The organism is Carnobacterium sp. ISL-102 (assembly GCF_018612935.1).
GTDB classification, from domain to species: domain Bacteria; phylum Bacillota; class Bacilli; order Lactobacillales; family Carnobacteriaceae; genus Carnobacterium_B; species Carnobacterium_B alterfunditum.
Map to the genome: position 1 here is coordinate 26,440 of NZ_JAGGRF010000002.1, position 16,801 is coordinate 43,240.

15 protein-coding genes and 1 other annotated feature are annotated in these 16,801 nt (G+C 33.2%); all 15 genes read right to left on the minus strand.

Annotated elements, in window-relative coordinates; genetic code table 11:
- Positions 1 to 11: 11 nt before the first annotated feature.
- The gene (gene hemG / locus J7E16_RS01060; RefSeq protein ID WP_251006009.1) at positions 12 to 1,484 is read right to left on the minus strand and encodes a protoporphyrinogen oxidase; all 1,473 of its coding nucleotides are present in this window, start codon (positions 1,482 to 1,484) and stop codon (positions 12 to 14) included.
- A 196-nt stretch (positions 1,485 to 1,680) separates the two neighbouring features.
- Positions 1,681 to 2,766, minus strand: a complete 1,086-nt coding sequence (locus tag J7E16_RS01065; RefSeq protein WP_214887709.1) for a M42 family metallopeptidase — start codon at positions 2,764 to 2,766, stop codon at positions 1,681 to 1,683.
- Between the two features lie 167 nt (positions 2,767 to 2,933).
- Positions 2,934 to 4,592: a peptide ABC transporter substrate-binding protein gene (locus tag J7E16_RS01070; RefSeq protein WP_034548088.1), complete on the minus strand. Its 1,659-nt coding sequence runs from the start codon at positions 4,590 to 4,592 to the stop codon at positions 2,934 to 2,936.
- A 179-nt stretch (positions 4,593 to 4,771) separates the two neighbouring features.
- Positions 4,772 to 6,448 (minus strand): peptide ABC transporter substrate-binding protein, encoded by a 1,677-nt coding sequence (locus J7E16_RS01075; protein ID WP_214887711.1) that lies wholly within the window; start codon positions 6,446 to 6,448, stop codon positions 4,772 to 4,774.
- 338 nt (positions 6,449 to 6,786) lie between these two features.
- Positions 6,787 to 7,149, minus strand: coding sequence for a 50S ribosomal protein L20 (gene rplT, locus J7E16_RS01080; RefSeq protein WP_034548083.1), 363 nt, complete (start codon positions 7,147 to 7,149; stop codon positions 6,787 to 6,789).
- Between the two features lie 106 nt (positions 7,150 to 7,255).
- On the minus strand, positions 7,256 to 7,453 hold the full coding sequence (rpmI, locus tag J7E16_RS01085; RefSeq protein WP_034548081.1) for a 50S ribosomal protein L35: 198 nt from the start codon (positions 7,451 to 7,453) through the stop codon (positions 7,256 to 7,258).
- Positions 7,454 to 7,478: 25 nt separating this feature from the next.
- Positions 7,479 to 8,000 carry a translation initiation factor IF-3 gene (gene infC, locus J7E16_RS01090; RefSeq protein ID WP_034548079.1) on the minus strand — a complete coding sequence of 174 codons (522 nt, stop codon included), beginning with the start codon at positions 7,998 to 8,000 and terminating at the stop codon, positions 7,479 to 7,481.
- 28 nt (positions 8,001 to 8,028) lie between these two features.
- Positions 8,029 to 8,171, minus strand: a sequence feature (ribosomal protein L20 leader region).
- A 139-nt stretch (positions 8,172 to 8,310) separates the two neighbouring features.
- The gene (locus tag J7E16_RS01095) at positions 8,311 to 9,123 is read right to left on the minus strand and encodes a TspO/MBR family protein (protein WP_214887713.1); all 813 of its coding nucleotides are present in this window, start codon (positions 9,121 to 9,123) and stop codon (positions 8,311 to 8,313) included.
- Between the two features lie 170 nt (positions 9,124 to 9,293).
- Positions 9,294 to 9,809: a flavodoxin domain-containing protein gene (locus J7E16_RS01100; protein ID WP_214887715.1), complete on the minus strand. Its 516-nt coding sequence runs from the start codon at positions 9,807 to 9,809 to the stop codon at positions 9,294 to 9,296.
- Entirely contained in the window at positions 9,806 to 11,407 is a 1,602-nt protein-coding gene (locus tag J7E16_RS01105; RefSeq protein WP_214887718.1) for a phytoene desaturase family protein, read from the minus strand. The genes J7E16_RS01100 and J7E16_RS01105 overlap by 4 nt, the downstream gene beginning before the upstream one ends.
- Before the next feature lie 4 nt (positions 11,408 to 11,411).
- The gene (locus J7E16_RS01110) at positions 11,412 to 12,341 is read right to left on the minus strand and encodes an SDR family NAD(P)-dependent oxidoreductase (RefSeq protein ID WP_214887721.1); all 930 of its coding nucleotides are present in this window, start codon (positions 12,339 to 12,341) and stop codon (positions 11,412 to 11,414) included.
- A gap of 11 nt (positions 12,342 to 12,352) precedes the next feature.
- Positions 12,353 to 12,808 (minus strand): DUF2358 domain-containing protein, encoded by a 456-nt coding sequence (locus tag J7E16_RS01115; RefSeq protein ID WP_214887724.1) that lies wholly within the window; start codon positions 12,806 to 12,808, stop codon positions 12,353 to 12,355.
- Positions 12,809 to 13,194: 386 nt separating this feature from the next.
- Positions 13,195 to 14,898: a SulP family inorganic anion transporter gene (locus J7E16_RS01120; RefSeq protein ID WP_214887727.1), complete on the minus strand. Its 1,704-nt coding sequence runs from the start codon at positions 14,896 to 14,898 to the stop codon at positions 13,195 to 13,197.
- Between the two features lies 1 nt (position 14,899).
- The gene (locus J7E16_RS01125; RefSeq protein ID WP_214887731.1) at positions 14,900 to 15,457 is read right to left on the minus strand and encodes a TetR/AcrR family transcriptional regulator; all 558 of its coding nucleotides are present in this window, start codon (positions 15,455 to 15,457) and stop codon (positions 14,900 to 14,902) included.
- A 466-nt stretch (positions 15,458 to 15,923) separates the two neighbouring features.
- On the minus strand, positions 15,924 to 16,352 hold the full coding sequence (locus J7E16_RS01130) for a hypothetical protein (RefSeq protein WP_214887733.1): 429 nt from the start codon (positions 16,350 to 16,352) through the stop codon (positions 15,924 to 15,926).
- Positions 16,353 to 16,801: the final 449 nt, after the last annotated feature.

Here is a 16,801-nt window from a genome sequence, read left to right on the forward strand (position 1 = left end):
GAAAACAAAGTTTAAAATAAAAAGAACCTTTTTAATGTTAAAAAGAGTCTTTTTATTTTTTTATAAGCTATCTCATTTATTATAAATACAATTTTGTTTTTTATATGATCAACTATTTTTTTACTCGTTTTATTAGCTTGGCCAATACATTGATTGACACCAAAACCTTCTAGCCCTATTCCAGAAATATACACTCCCGGATATTCATTTTTTAGCAATTCAATCATTTCTTTTATTTTTTCTTCTTGTATTACGGTGTACTGGGGTATCGCATCAGGCCAGCGTTTTACAATACGATTTATAGGTTTTTCCGTGATTCCGAGTATCGTTTTTAAGTCTTTAAGTATGGACTCCTCTATTTCTTTATTGCTCAAAGAAACAAGCAAGTCTTCCCCTTTTCTACCAAAACTTACGCCAATAAATACATCTTCTTCATCTCTAAGAAACGACCATTTTTTATTTAAAAGAACGATTGACGTTACAAAAGAATCGCTTCGTCTAGGAGTAACTACACCAAATCCTTTTGGTTCATTTTTTATAGCCTCTTTTTTAAACTTAAACAAGATATAGCCGATAGATGCTGTTTCCACTTGATCAAAAATTTGCCCGAAGGTCTCATTTTTGATCAATTTTGAATATTCAGTTACTGGTGTTGCAATGCAAATTGCGCCAACACGCACCTGTTCTTTTCGGTTAAGATCTATAATGTACGTACCTTCAGTACCTTGTTTGATATCAAATACTTTTTTACTTGTTTGAATATGAGGTTTTAAAATTTCGGTTAGTTTATCCGTTAAAACGGATAAACCTTTTTGAAAAGTAACATAATTACCAGGACCATCTAGCAATTCGGGGTGATGTTTGATTCCTTTTGAAAGGCTCCCATATTTTTGTTCTAAAGAATAAATAACTTCTTTAGACGATTTAATTCCCATTTCATCTAAATCACTAGCATAGATCTTTGAAAAAAACGGTTCAACTATATGTTCGACCATTTCTTCTCCAAATCTTTTTTTCAGGTATCTGCTCATTTCAATATCTTTTTCCAAAGGTTTGACAGGGAATAGATTATCTTTAAAGCTAGCTATTTTACCATGAAAAGTTAATAAATTATTCTTCCAGATATCCATTTTTCTTACTGGAATACCTTTATAAGTTGGATAGTCGAGACTATGTAACTTATTATAAAAAAAGATGTCTGGCTTATTTCCTTCACTGTAAATCAATTGGTCCAATAGGCCTAATTCTTTAATTAGATCTATCGCTTCAGGATAGCGAATATCAATAGATTCAGCTCCTAAATCAAAGTAATTATCCCCGACCTTGATTGTATAAATTTTACCACCTAATTTTAACGCAGACTCTATTAAAACAAGTTCAAAGGGCAACTGTTCTTCTATGATTTGCTGCCTAATTCGATAAGCAGTAACTAGCCCCGTTATTCCTCCACCTATTACTGCAATTCTTTTTTTAGCTCTCTTCATCTATTCCCCCCCTTTCTTATCGGATCATTTATATCCAGTTTACTTGTTATGTTACTAAAAAGAAACGTTATTCTAGTTTACCTATAAAAGATTAGTTAAAAATTCATTAATTTTTCACAAAATTGATATCAAAAGAAATAAGCTGTATTCTATAATTTTTCTCTATACAATACAGCTTATTTCTATTTTCCATTTCTTAACTATTGTATTTGATTTTTCCGACAGTTTTAGTATCTAATCGTTTAATTACTTCTGTAACTAATTTCACGGTGTTTAAATAATCATCTTCATGAATGACTGAGGTATGAGAATGCAAATAGCGCGTTGCTACAGTAATAGCTAATGCAGGTATGCCATTTTTACTGACATGCTGACTTCCTGCATCAGTTCCTCCGCCCGCGATCACTGTATATTGGAAAGGAATATCCAATTCTTCAGCAACATTTATAACAAAGTCACGTAACCCTTTGTGGGCTACCATAGAAGCATCATAAATGATAATTTGAGGGCCTTTCCCTAACTTAGAATCTGCTTCCTTTTCAGTCATACCTGGGGTATCTCCAGCTGTTCCAGTATCAAGTGCAAAAGCAATATCAGGATCCACTAAATGAGTTGCTGTTTTTGCTCCTCTTAACCCTACTTCCTCTTGCACATTTCCAACTGCAAATGCTTTATTAGGGTGCCCTTCGGCTTTTAAATTTTCTAATACTTTTAAAGTTACAGCTGTTCCAATACGGTTATCCCAAGCTTTAGCTAATATAAATTTTGATCCGTTTAAACGTTTAAATTCAGTGTAAGGCGTTACCATATCACCTGGTTTAATTCCCCATTCGGTTGCCTCTTCTTTAGAAGTGGCTCCAATATCAATAAACATGTCTTGGATATCATAAGCTTTATTACGCACTTCAACAGTCAAGACATGCGGTGGTTTACATCCAATAACGCCATGGATCACTTTTTCTTTTGCTGTTGTAATTTCGACTTGTTGAGCTAACATAACTTGTGCCCACCAGCCACCAATTGTTTGAAATTTAATAAAGCCTTCTTTTGTAATTTTTGTCACCATAAAACCAACTTCATCTAGATGTCCAGCAAATAATACCTTAGGACCATTTTTATCACCAATACTTTTTGCAATCACGCTGCCTAAACCGTCATAACTGATGCTATCTGCATTACTTTTTGCATACTTAACAAAAACATCCCTTACTTGGCCTTCATTCCCTGCAATTCCATTCGCATCTGTTAATTCTTTTAACATTTGTAATTCTGTTTCTTCCATTTTAAGATCCTCCTATTTAGTTTATTATGTCTCTGCTTTTAAAGAGCTTTTCAATTTAATATTTGGTATTTAACTCTTTTACAATTGGAATATAAATAAAGGAGCGATGGAACCAGGACAATTTCGTCTCAGCCTCATCTCTCCTTTTAAATATACTAAAATTTAAATTAGTTTGTTACAGATGTCCATTTGAATGACCATTCTGCTCCAACTAAATGAGTAGTAAAATCTTTAACGTAGTCTTTTTCTAGAATTGCATAAGCACGTTGATAGATTGGTGCTATTCCTGCTTCTTCCATTAATACTTTTTCTGCGTCAAGCATATCTTGCCAACGTGATTCTAGATCAGTTACATTTGTTTGAGCACTTTCAACTAAGCTATTGTATTCAGCACTATCGTATCCAGAATTATTATTCCCATTTTCTGCATGGAATAATTCTAAGAAGTTTATAGGATCAGCGTAATCTGCTCCCCATAAAGCTAACTGAATATCGTAATCTTGATTACTGTCAGCATCTAAACGTACTTTAAACGGCACATTTCTTAATGAGATTTCTAAACCTTGCAAGTTTTGTGTTAGTTGACCTTGTAAAAATTCGATTGATTTTTTAGCATTCTCAGTATCATCACTTAAAATTTCAAGTGACAATGAATCAACACCTAATTCGTCTAACCCTTTGTCAAAATATTCTTGCGCTTTTTCATTATCAAAACTTAGTAAGTCGCCGTTTTGTTCACGATAATCTTCTCCTGTTGCTGGATCAACTGCTAAAGCTTCTGGAACAAGTCCATCGGCTGGGATAGATCCATTTTGAAGAACCGTGTCAACATAGGCTTGCTTATCGAACGCCATTGCGATCGCTTTACGAATATTTTCATTTGCTAAAGCCGTTTCTTCTCCGTTACGTTCTTGGTTAAATTTAAGGTAAGCAACAGTAGAAGTTGGTTGAGTTTTCAAATCTGAATTGCCTTGTTGTGTTTGAACATAGTCACCAGATAATACCATACGATCGATTGAACCAGTGTCATATAGATTCAAAGCAGTTGAAGTTTCTTTGATAACGTCGATGTTGATCGTATCTAACTCAACAGCATCTGCATCCCAGTAGTCTTCGTTTTTATTCATTACCCAGCTCAAGCCGGTTCCATCCCATTCATCTAGTACAAACGGTCCGTTGTAAAGAATATTATCACTATTTGAAGCATAAGCTTCCCCTTTTTCAGTTACATAAGCTTCGTTTTGTGGGAAGAACATTGACAATGTTGTCAAACTTTCAAAATAAGGAACAGCTTTTTCTAATTGAATTTCTAAAGTTTTATCATCAACAGCTGTTACGCCTAATTCAGATGGTTCCATTTCACCTTGTAAAATAGCTGTTGCATTTGCAACTACTCCATCAATCATATATGAGTACTCTGCAGCTGTTTCAGGTGTGGCCAAGCTTGTCCATGAAAAAACAAAGTCGTTTGCTGTCACAGGGTCACCATTTGACCACACAGCATCTTCTCTGATTTTAAATGTATAAGTCAATCCATCTTCGCTAACGACTGGTTCTTCTTCAGCCATTCCTAACTCAAGTTCGCCATCTGGTCCTTGACGTAATAACCCTTCATTAACATTATTCATTACGTTAAAACTTACAGAGTCTGTTGCTAATACGGAATCCATTGTTGGAAGCTCAGCTGACTCAACTAAGTTCAATACTTGCTTGTCGTTACCATCTTTATCAGTTGTTGATTCTTCTGAGTCTCCGCCACATGCTGCTAATAAACTAACAGAAGCAAGTGATAATCCCATTAACTGAAGATATTTTTTCTTTTCCAATGCTGTTCCTCCTAATAAATCATAATAAATTTAATCACAAATAATTCATAACTTCATCATTTTATCATCATTTAAAAGAGAGAGAAACGAGTATCGAATTACTCTCATAGGAATCTTAGCTTTTTCACATAGTAAACACAAAAAAAGAGCGAATAAAATTCGCTCTTTTTTTAAAAAAATTATTCTTTTCCTTCAATTGAAGCCCATTTATAAGAATATTCTGCACCTGTTAAGTGAGATGTTAAATCCTTAAGGTAGTCTTTTTCTAGAACAGAGTATGCACGTTGATAGATTGGTGCAATTCCGGCTGTTTCCATCAAGATTTTTTCGGCTTCTAACATATCTTCCCAACGACCTTCTAAATCAGATACGTTTGTTTGAGCACTTTCAACCAAAGCATCGTATTCAGGGTTAGCGTAGCTAGATTTATTGTTCCCATTTTCTGAATGGAACAATTCTAAGAAGTTAATTGGATCAGCGTAATCTGCACCCCAACCAGCCATTTCGATATCGTAATCTTGGTTTGTATCTGCATCTAAACGAATTTTAAACGGTACATTTCTTAGATTGATTTCCAATCCAGGAAGATTTGAAGTTAATTGTGCTTGCATAAATTCTAAAGATTTTTTAGCATTTTCAGTATCATCACCTAAAATTTCTAAAGTAAGTGAATCCACTCCCAATTCATTCAAACCTTCTTCAAAATATTTTTGAGCTTCTTCAACATTATATGTTAATAGATCTCCACTTTGTGCACGGAAATCATCACCTGAAGCTGGATCAGCAGCTAAAGCTTCTGGAACTAACCCATTGGCTGGAATAGAACCATTTTGAAGAACAGTATCAGCAAAGGCCTGTTTATCAAATGCCATTGCGATTGCTTTACGGATATTTTCATTTGCTAAAGCTGTTTCTTCTCCATCACGTTCTTGATTAAATTTAAAATAAAATACAGATGATGTAGGTTGAGTTTTTAATTCAGGATCCCCTTGTTTTGTTTGGACATATTCACCTGATAAAGTAATACGATCTACTGCTCCAGTATCGTACAAGTTGATTGCAGTTGACGTTTCTTTAACCACATCGACATTGATCGTATCTAGTGCTACAGCTTCTGCATCCCAGTACTCTTCATTTTTATTCAATACCCAGCTTAAACCTGTTCCATCCCATTCATCTAATACGAAAGGACCATTGTAAAGCACGGTATCGCTATTTGTTGCATAATCCCCACCTTGTTCAGTTACAAATGCTTCATTTTGTGGTAAAAACATTGGCAATGTCAATAGATCTTTGAAATACGGTTTCGCTGTTTCTAATTGTACTTCTAACGTTTTATCGTCAACAGCTTTAGCGCCTAATTCTGAAGGTTCCATTTCCCCAGTTAAAATCGCAGAAGCATTTTTAACTACTCCATCGATCATGTATGAGTATTCAGCAGCTGTTTCTGGATTTGCTAGACGTTGCCATGCAAAAACAAAATCATTAGCAGTTACAGGATCTCCATTAGACCAAACTGCATCTTCTTTAATTTTAAAGGTAAATGTTAAACCATCTTCGCTGACTTCAGGTTCTTCCGCCGCCATCCCTAACTCGAGTTTATTTTCTGGATTTTGACGATACAATCCTTCATTCACGTTGTTCAAAACAGTACCACTTACTGTATCTGTTGATTTTGCAGAATCCATATTTGGCAATTCAGCACTTTCAATAAGATTTAGAACCTGTTCTTCACTTGATCCAGAATCTTGACTTCCAGTATCTGTTGTATCTCCATCGCCACTTCCGCAAGCTGCTAAAACTAGTGCAGATGTCGCTGTTAAACCTAATAAGCTAAGTAATTTACTTTTTTTCATGTTATTTCCCCCTTGTTCTCTTATCATTCATTTATAAAATAAATCGAGTAATTATTTATTCATTTTTTAATATTAGTTTACTCAAATTATATTATCATCTTATTATCACAATTTCAATATAAATTATTAAAATAATGCAATAATTGCATTTATTTTTAACCAGATACTCATTTAAAATGATTAGAAACACTTATTCATAGGCATTTCACAGCAATCAATACTCACAGTTTATTCTGTAGTTTATTTGTCGAAATTAACAACTTTTTATTTTTTTATAGACGAAAAAAGCTGCTTCGCATTAAAACGAAGCAGCTTTTAGTCTTTAATAAGTTTGAAATTTATTTGTTGTTTAATGCAGTTTTAGCTTGTTCAGCCAATGCTGTGAATGCAGGAGCATCCGTTACAGCAATATCAGCTAACATTTTGCGGTTAACTTCAATTTCTGCTAATTTAAGACCATGCATTAAAGTGCTGTAGCTCATGTTATTTAAACGAGCAGCTGCATTAATACGAGCGATCCATAATTTACGGAAATCACGTTTCTTTTGACGACGGTCTCTATAAGCATAAGTATAAGACTTCATTACTTGTTGCTTAGCAGTTTTGAATAAAACATGTTTTGAACCATAGTATCCTTTTGCTAATTTTAATATTTTTTTACGACGTTTACGAGTAACCGTTCCACCTTTTACACGTGGCATATTAATTTCCTCCTCTAAGATGTTTTCTCTACAAGAAAACTCTTTTGACTAATTTGAATTACATTTGTTCATTTCACAATGAACCGTTTATGCTAAAAGTAATTGATTACCATTTAGCTAATTGTTGACGGATACGTTTCATATCGCTAGAAGATACCATTGTTGATTTACGTAATTTACGTTTTTGTTTTTGTGATTTGTTTGCAAACATATGGCTTGTTTTAGCATGGTGACGTTTTAATCCGCCGTTACCCGTTCTTTTGAACCGTTTTGCTGAACCACGGTGTGTTTTTTGTTTTGGCATTTGTTATTTCCTCCTCAAAATACTCTTACTTTTCAGTCTTTGGTGCTAAAATTAAGAACATACTACGACCATCCATTTTAGCAGCTGATTCAATAGTTGAAATATCAGCTGTTTCTTTAGCCAGACGATCTAACACTTCTTTACCAATACTTTTATGGGTAATGGCACGACCTTTGAATCGGATTGAAGCTTTAACTTTATCTCCATTTTCAAGGAATTTACGTGCATTACGTAATTTGGTATTGAAATCATTCAAATCAATTGTAGGACTAAGTCTTACTTCTTTGAGATTAATGACTTTTTGATTTTTACGAGCTTCGCGTTCTTTTTTCTGTTGCTCAAAACGGAATTTACCGTAATCCATAATACGTGCTACAGGCGGTTTTGCTTTTGGAGCTACTAGTACTAAGTCTAAGTTTGCTTCTTCTGCAAGTTTTAACGCTTCACTTTTGGTAATTACACCAAGTTGTTCGCTGTCACTACCAATAACGCGCAATTCACGTGCACGAATGCCGTCATTTACCATCATATCTTTTGCTATGGTCATACACCTCCATTAGATTTGAGAGAAAGAACAGCAGAAAAATAGACGAGTTCATTACGAACCCGCCTATAAATAATTTCTAACTCACACCGAATGCAAGTTATCATCGTTTATATCTAGCCCAGAGACACTTTCGTCAACTTAGGCGAGAAGCGGGTGCTTCTGCTTGATTTTCTCAACTCATTTATTATACTTCACCGAATTAGAATTGTCAATCTTATTTGTTTATTTTTTGCTATTTGTGTTATCAAATAAGACTATCTTACTAATTGATATGAGAAAGAGACTTCTGAAAGTTGATTCTTCTAGGCATTTACCTAACCGAGTATTGATTTGTGTTCACCGAATTATCCGGCATAATACTATATCGATTTTTATAAAATTGGATTGCTGAAATACCAACCAAAAGTACTATTCCTATTAATGCAACATTTTGCAAGAAGTTATACTGTCCTTGGAAACCTTCTGGTGCTAATAAATAATTATAGATCCCAAAATATGCCCAAGCAATAGGAATTGGGAATATTGCGTTTTTTGTACTTAATAAGACTACCAAAGTCAATCCTACTGCAACTAAAAGAATAATAGAACTCCAAGTTTCAGCAGCTATTCCAAATCTATCCCATTCAATTTTAACAAGCCAAGCGGCTATATTTACTACCGTTGCTATAAAAAGCCATCCTGAATATAAACCAAAAGTTATTGGAAGTAACCAGCGTTTTCGCGTTTGGATCCTCCCAATTTTTTTTACAATTAGAATCATAATGACTAGAAAACCAAAAATAAAAATTGTTGATAAACCAATCAAGTTATAAGAAAAGCTTATTATCCAGACAATATTTAAAGCACATGATACCCAAAAGAGAAAGCTGATTTCATCAACAGCACGTCCATAATATGACTCTTTATGTTTAATGATCATGACAACTATCGAAATAATCAAAAATGTGTAAATAACACTCCAAATGCTAAAAGTTGAGGGTGCTGGTGTGATTAAAGTTGGGTACATATTTGATACTTCTTTTTGCGAAAGACCATTGATTAAACCAAAAGCACCCATACCATTAATAATTAATGTGATAACTAATAAAATTGCGTTGATATATGTTTTTGTTTTTTGTTTCATTTTCCTACTCCTTTTATAATTTTTTTGACGTTCCACATCACTATAAAGTTTATGTTTCAACCTTTAAAACAATACTGTGATTTTTCTGACTTATTAGTTTTTAACGAATAAAGATCTATAATCTGATTTTACAAACAAACTGATATAAAGAATAAATCCCTAAGTCCATCTTAAATCTTTTTAGCATAAGAAACAATCGCTTGAATGTGCTTTTTATCTACATAATTTGTCGGATGATAATAACTCTTAAGTATTGCATCCTCGTCTTTCGTTTTACTCTTCTTCTTTTCCACAATTTTTATAAATACATTTATCATTATTTTAATAATGCCTTTTACCTTAGAAAAATCAACACCTCCAGGTAAATAAAAGAATGTATGAAATGCTAACTGATTTTCATTAAAATTATTATTTTTGATATCATTGATATCTTTCTCAACATTATTATTGCCACCACAAGCAAAAATAATAATTGGCTTTTCTTTGAACCATTCAAGAACTTTTTTGATTTTATTCATTTTACCCACATATACGCCACTACCAAAAACAATAATGTCATAATTTTTTATTTCTGCTTTTTTAAACTTTGAAAAATTTTTTAATTCCCAGTTTAATTCTTCCGCGATCCAAGTTGCATACTGAAAAGTATTCCCATATTTACTTTTATATAGAACAATATTTCTCATTGTCTTCTTCCTTTCTTCAAAGTCTTAACTGCTTTATCGGCTGCAATCTTTCCAGTTAAGATACTGATTGGTAAACCTGAAGGACTAAAGGTCCACTGACCGGCTTGTAATATATCTGGAATTGGTGTATTACAAGTTTTTTTGATTTTAGTCATCTTAGTTATGGTTGGTATATCATCATTCGTAAAAGCCCAACCGGTTATTCCGCCTTCAAGGTTACCACTTAGCCTTTCAATAGTAAGTGGCGTAGAACTGAATTGATGAATCACTTTTCGCCTTATTTCTCCATAAATACTGTCATCAAGGACACTAATCATCTTATCTTCAGCAAAGTACTTAAACTCTTCATACAAACCTAAAGATTTAATATTACTGATAAAATCATAATCCATCAGGACACTGACCATTAATCCAGTCTTTCCTTTTGGAGCAAGTTTTTCATTCCGCAATGCTGGGATAGCAATTTCATAAGTAGTATAATCCAGATACTCACTCATCCAATCAAAGATTTCTTTTTTTTCAGTTGCTTTACTTACTGTCTCAAGTTTCTCAAAAATGGTAGATTGACCCTTTTTATCAGGTGTATAGAAAAAATGACCACTCGATTTTTTTTTAAAGTACTGATTATCCAAATCAACAGCTAGATACAAGGAATAAATTGAATCCCCCGCTCTTTTTCCTTTGAGAAGTTTTTTCTGCTTCTTTATTCCTTTCTTGATTTTACTATCATCGATTGTTTCCATATCGATCGATTTGTATAGCTGATTCGTATCCGCTGCCCAAATCAACTGTTTATATTCGTAATACTGGTCATTCTGATCAATAAGGGTTTTATTAAAAAGGTCGATTTTTTTTATTTCTGTACTTGTTTTTATAACGCCTTCTGTTTTAATGATATACTCTTTTAGCTTTTCAGCCAAATCAAGGGTTCCTTTAAGTGGGTACTCATAATCCAAGTACAAACTGAAATAACTTAACGCAAAAGAAGCAGGAGTCTTTTGGAAAAAATGTTGACTTATTATATCAATCAATGATTGATTATCAGTTAACTGACTCAGATAATCATAAACGGGTAAATTGAAATTCTTGATTTTACCTGATTTTGCCAAAAATTTGAATAGCCAGGGGAAAAATGTCTTAAAAAGATAGTCTTTATCTTTTTTTAAATCTTTGAACAAAGGGTTCTCAATTCCATATAGAACATCCATATAATCCATAACTTTTTTTATCTCACGGAGTATGACATCGATATCATTTTCACTATCAGGATAAAGGTTTACAAGCATTTTTCGATAATCATTCAAACTGTCAATTGTTTCAACTCGTATCGCTTCTTTTTCAATCCCGATCGTTACAATACTCTTGACAAATTCAACATTTATATTGAGCTGCTGTAACATAGGCTTAACAATTCCGGAATCAATGATTCCTCTGGCACCCGTATCAAACAAAAAACCGTCATAATAGAATGAGTTCGCTAAACCACCAACTTTATCTTCTTTTTCGCATAGCAGTATTTTATAGCCATTTTTTGATAGAAAAGCTGCACTTGTCAATCCGGCGATTCCCCCACCGACAATAATTGCATCATATCTCATTCTATCACCCACCTTTTTGTATTAAACCGGTCATTTCCAGACTCAGATTCCATATTTCTTCTTGTTTTTTCGAATCTAAAGCATGTTTTGCTGGTTTTTCTTCGATTGTTAAGTTAAAAAATTTACCATTAATATTGCTTAGTTCACTAGCTGAAGCTAAATAATAAATTGCTTCCCCAGATATTTCCGGATCTTTTAAAAAATGCCAAGTTACATGATGTAAAAACCATCGATATAATCTACCGTTGTTATTACCAATGTTAGTTTTCACACCACCCGGGTGCATTGCATTGATCGTAACACCGGTACCTTTTAGATTTTCCGCCAACTGCCAAACGGTCAATAACTGTGCCGTCTTAGAAGCCCCGTAACTTCTCAAGCCAGTATAAATACGCTTTTCCCAATTTAAATCGTTTGTTTTCAGTCCGTTAAAGCGATGTCCTTCAGAATTAACTTGGATAATTCTTGATGGCGAAGATTCAATCAGTCTATTTAATAAAAGATTAGTAATCAAAAAAGACGCCAAATGATTGACACAAAAAACCATTTCATAACCATCTTTATTTAATATCTTTTTAGTTGAATGGATGCCAGCACTATTGATCAATACATCTACTCTCGGATATTTATCTACGATTGCCCCAACAGCTTTTTCAACTTGTTCCAAATCAGAAAAATCGGCAATAAAATAATCGACAAAAATGGAATATTTTTTTTCAAGCTCTTTTTTGACAGCCTTAGCTTTCTTTTCGTTCCTAACCAACATCACAATATCCGCTTTGCCGGCAGCTAATTTTTTTACAGCTTCATAACCTACACCGGAAGTTGCACCAGATACGACACAAATTTTTCCATCCATCAATTCATCACTCTTTTTTTGAACAGTTCTACTATTTTTAATGAACAGCAATTGTTCTGGAAATTTATTTATCACTTTGCATCTCCTTATCCAAAAAATGCTCTCATAAACCAACGATAAATTGATCTAATAATAGGAATCCCATCATAAATATCACCCCAAAGATCGTAATAATCTCTTTGTTCAATAATTAGACCCTTGCTATCAAAAGTTAATCTTGTTGAGCCATAAATCGGTTTCGCTGGAAAAAAACGAAAGGACATTGTCATCTTCCAGTCCATCATTACAACATTATCATTTTTAATAATATGGTAGATATCCATTTCTAAACTTTTGCAGCGTTTAGCCAAACGATTACACATTGCTTCAAACTTAACTTTACCTTCTATTCTCTGGATTGAATCTTGAAAGATGATATGTTCATGGTAAAACGGAAAAATATGTGACCAGTCTGGTTTTCCTTCTCCACTATAGGTTTTTGACCACACCTCTTTAATTTCTTCAATAGATACTAGTTTATTTTCTGGTACGTCTGTTGCCATAAAGACACCCCATCTTTGTTTCTTATTAATACCATTGTACCAAACTATTATAGAAATCGTTTACAATACGAATAGCTGCTTTATAGAACTTTAAACTGAAAAACACTACCCAGTAAAAAAATCAAAAATTCACTATCGTTAGATGAATTTACTTTTGTAAAATACTTTAGAAATAAGTAATGATAGTATCCGTTTGTTGTTTAATCCAAGATGAGCTCTTTCTATACTGTACTTCCCGTATAGCGAGCTGATCATTTAAAAATTCATAAAAAAAGAACCAATGGCTTAACCGTCTACATAAGCTGACGGAAGCATTGGTTCAAGATCATGATAGTTTTTCTAGAATAAATATTAAAAGCTTATTGTCGTTAGTTTGTATAAGATTTTTATAGAAGAGATTTGCGATCTGCTTTCACCATTTCGCTTGCTGCTTTAATTGCATCTTTAGTTGTATCAAAGAAACGATCTTTTCCGTTTTTTTCAACAAACCCACTTTTTTCTAAAACATTCATGGGTTGAGTATTCGTTTCAGAATATAAAATCAGTATATTTTGAGCTTTGCATCTTTTCTCTAACTGTTTTACGGCATTCAACGCTGTTGCATCCATACTGTTAACATTCTTCATTCTTAATATCATTACATCTGTTGTACTCTTCATCTCATTAAGCATATCTAGGAATGTATTAACGACCCCATAAAATAGCGGACCATTCACTTCATAAATTGCGATTTTACTATCTAATTGTTCTTTTAATGATTCATCCAAAATATCTGATTCGTCATCTTCTTCATCTGTAAAAATTCCAAGTTCATGGCTTACATTCTCTATCAGTTTATTTTCTGACATTCTTTTTACAAATAAAAACATTGCAATAATCATTCCAACTTCTATTGCGACAACTAAGTCGAATAACAAAGTTAACACGAAAGTGACTAGCAACACAGCTACATCACTTTTAGTTGAATAAAAAATACCTTTAAACGATCTCCATTCGCTCATATTATAGGCAACAATAACCAATATGGCTGCCAATGTAGCCATCGGAATTAGCTTCGCTAATGGCATAAAGACCAACATGATCAATAACAATGTTAATGCATGAACTATTCCAGCTACTGGTGTTCGTCCACCATTTTTTACATTTGCTGCTGTACGTGCTATTGCGCCTGTCGCTGGGATACCACCAAATAATGCAGATGAAATATTAGCTATACCCAGTGCAACAAGTTCCATATTTGAGTTATGTTTCTTCCCAATCATTCCATCAGATACAACTGCAGATAACAATGATTCGATACTTGCTAAAAATGCAATTGTCAGTGCGGGTCTGATCAATTCTTTAATAATTGGTAATGATATATCGATCGATGAAAAATCGATCAACTGAATAGAATTGGATATATTTCCAAATCTACTTCCAATAGTTTCAACTGGAACATTAAATACTTTAACAAAAAGAGTAACCAAAACTAATGCTATTAATGATCCTGGAATTTTTTTATTGATTTTCGGCCAAACTATGATAATCAAAAGTGAAATTAATCCCACTAAAGTTGTTGATAAATCTATTGTATTAAAATTTTGGATATAAACTTCCCATTTTGCTATAAATTCAGAAGGAACTTCATCAATCTCAAGTCCAAAAAAATCTTGAACTTGGGTGGATAATAGTACGATTGCGATTCCGCTTGTGAACCCCGTTGTCGTTGGGTAAGGTATATACTTGATTACACTACCTAACTTCACTACTCCCATAATGATCATGAATATACCTGCTAGAATTGTCGAAATCAGCAAACCATCCAAACCAAATTGTGCAATAATTCCATATACAATAACAACAAACGCTCCAGTTGGTCCGCCGATTTGGACTCGGCTTCCTCCTAAGAAGGAAATTAAAAACCCTCCGATAATAGCTGTTATGAGACCTTTTTCAGGTGCGACTCCTGAAGCAATTGCTAGTGCAACTGATAAAGGTAACGCTATAATAGCAACAATAACACCAGCAATTATATCATCTTTTAGTTGAGTTATAGGTAATTCTTTTTTTCTATTTTTTATGATTGAAAAAAATTTTGGCTTTAGCATGTCATTCTTCCTTCTTTAACATATTTTCTAAGATTTTCCACTCTTTTTCATAACTACTTTTTATATTTAGTTTTGAATAAATAATTTCACTCGATAATAATCCATGAATAACAGACAAGAACATAACCGTTAATAAATCATCATTTTGTTCTTTATTGTCATTTGGAGATGAACTACTACTTATAAGCTCTTTTACTTTTTTAAAGCGTTGCTCTGACAAATCTATTATTTTTTGCCTTATTTCACTATCCATCGTATCAGGTGGAAACAAAAGCAATCTTTTCCAAAACAACAGTTTTTTTCGTGAACTATTGTAATAGTTTAAAATTCCTAAAAAAAATTCTTTCAGACTCTTTGATTGAGATTCTACAACAGTAAAGTATTCTTCAATCTCTTGATTAAATAATTGATATAACAACTCTTCTTTACTTTTAAAATGTGCATAAATAGAAGCTTTTTTTATCCCTACAATATTAGCAACTTCATTCAAAGAAAACTCCATACCCTTTTCAGCAAACAATCCAAATGTTGCATCTATAATTTTTTTTTTTGTTTCCAAAGTGATCCCGCTCCTTCCCTACCTTCCGTTTGGTAGGCAATTAATATCTTACATAGATTTAAGAGAAATGTCAAATGAATTATATATATATTAGAGAGCTATTATACATACGACATTAAAAAAATTTAGACCTCATACTTATTTATTACTTAATTAAAAACAGTCAGTGCCCCGTCACATCAAACTATTTCTTCATTATAAGAACTAATAGTACCTACAAATAATAGATAAGGTTGAAAACAGAGAAGGCACTCTACGATGAAATTAATCATCGTGGAGTGCCTTCTTTTGGTTTCTCAAATACTTTATTATATTGAAATATCAAAGTTGCGATCACAGCAAAACTTATATCCAAACGATGATTTGTTGCGATTCAACTCAGTCTTCATTTATGCACTGATTTCTTTCATATCGTACTCAAAAAAAGGTCCAACATCCTATTTTTTCAATAGTTTCGGGTAATAGGTTATAAGTAAAATAATGTAGCAATCATAGAAATTACAATAGAGTAGTAACGATACCATTGCTTCTTCATTCTATGCAGCAAAAATATACCCGTTGCAACAACTGCAAACATGATCAAGCCGACTATGATCGGATTTTCAAATAATTGTACTCCAGTTCCAATCATAAAGGTAGTAAGTGAACCAGTAAGCATGCTAGCTTTAAGCCAGTCGCGTATCTTTGTACGATATATTATCAAACAGAGAATCAGCCATATGATCCCATATCCAACTCGCAAAGGTGCCACGAAGTTATAAGAACTACCTTGATTTGCTCCTTTTTCAAAAACCATAAAGATAAGAAAATACAATATAAAAGTTGCTGCTAAAGTAATAAAACTACCTATTGTAACAAGTATTCCTTTCTTGATTACATCATAATTTTTATTCATATATCAGTCGCCTACTCTCCTCATACGTAACTCGTGATCAAGCTAAACGATTTATTTTCCAAAGATTTAGTACAGTAAAAGCTAATTGTGAACCGAGTATACATAGCCCATTCTTGTCACCCACTTTTGCACTTCTTCTCATATGTACGTAAAGTCAATTGGGCAAGTGGAAATATAGTTTCGTAACACTAGCAATGAAGTACTGGCTATCTTTTTGCATTTCACCAGTGGTTCCTGTTCATGAAAAGCTGTTATCCCCGCTTTCCACGCAGAGTATCGCACTAAAAACACCTTTTCTATTACCAATTTCTTCAACAATATTATCCAGGAATTCTTCTTTTCTTCAGATCACCATTGCTTCTCCATCTTTACAAACCTAAAGTTTTGGAGTTGCAGATCTACATTAGACTTTGATTGTCCAGGACTGATCATTTTAACTTTTAGTATTT